General features: G+C 42.1%; 1 protein-coding gene. It reads right to left on the reverse strand.

Annotated elements, in window-relative coordinates:
* Window positions 1-52: 52 nt before the first annotated feature.
* On the reverse strand, window positions 53-311 hold a 259-nt coding region (locus E1163_RS30800), incomplete at its 5' end, for a hypothetical protein (protein ID WP_221417847.1).

Genomic DNA, 311 nt, shown 5'->3' on the forward strand with positions numbered 1-311 from the left:
CTATGTAAGCTATCATTAAATTTATCAACCCAAAAGTGCGTATAAATGTTCCTCAGAAGGTTTTGACCCTGCCATGATCCGGGAGATTCCAGATATTTTCTTTAAGCGCAGTCATGAAATCACATTTTATAACGAAAATTCTGGAATGACGGGTTATTGGAGACAGGTGATTATACCATGTCTTCCCGGAATTTTCGCGGAGTAGCAGAGAAATATCCGGAATCCCGAACTGGAAGCACCTGCTAAAACCACCCCACTTACGAGCTAATGCGTACATACTAAAACTTCTCCCTTGAGGGAGACATGCCGAT

The organism is Fulvivirga kasyanovii (assembly GCF_009711405.1).
Lineage (GTDB): Bacteria > Bacteroidota > Bacteroidia > Cytophagales > Cyclobacteriaceae > Fulvivirga > Fulvivirga kasyanovii.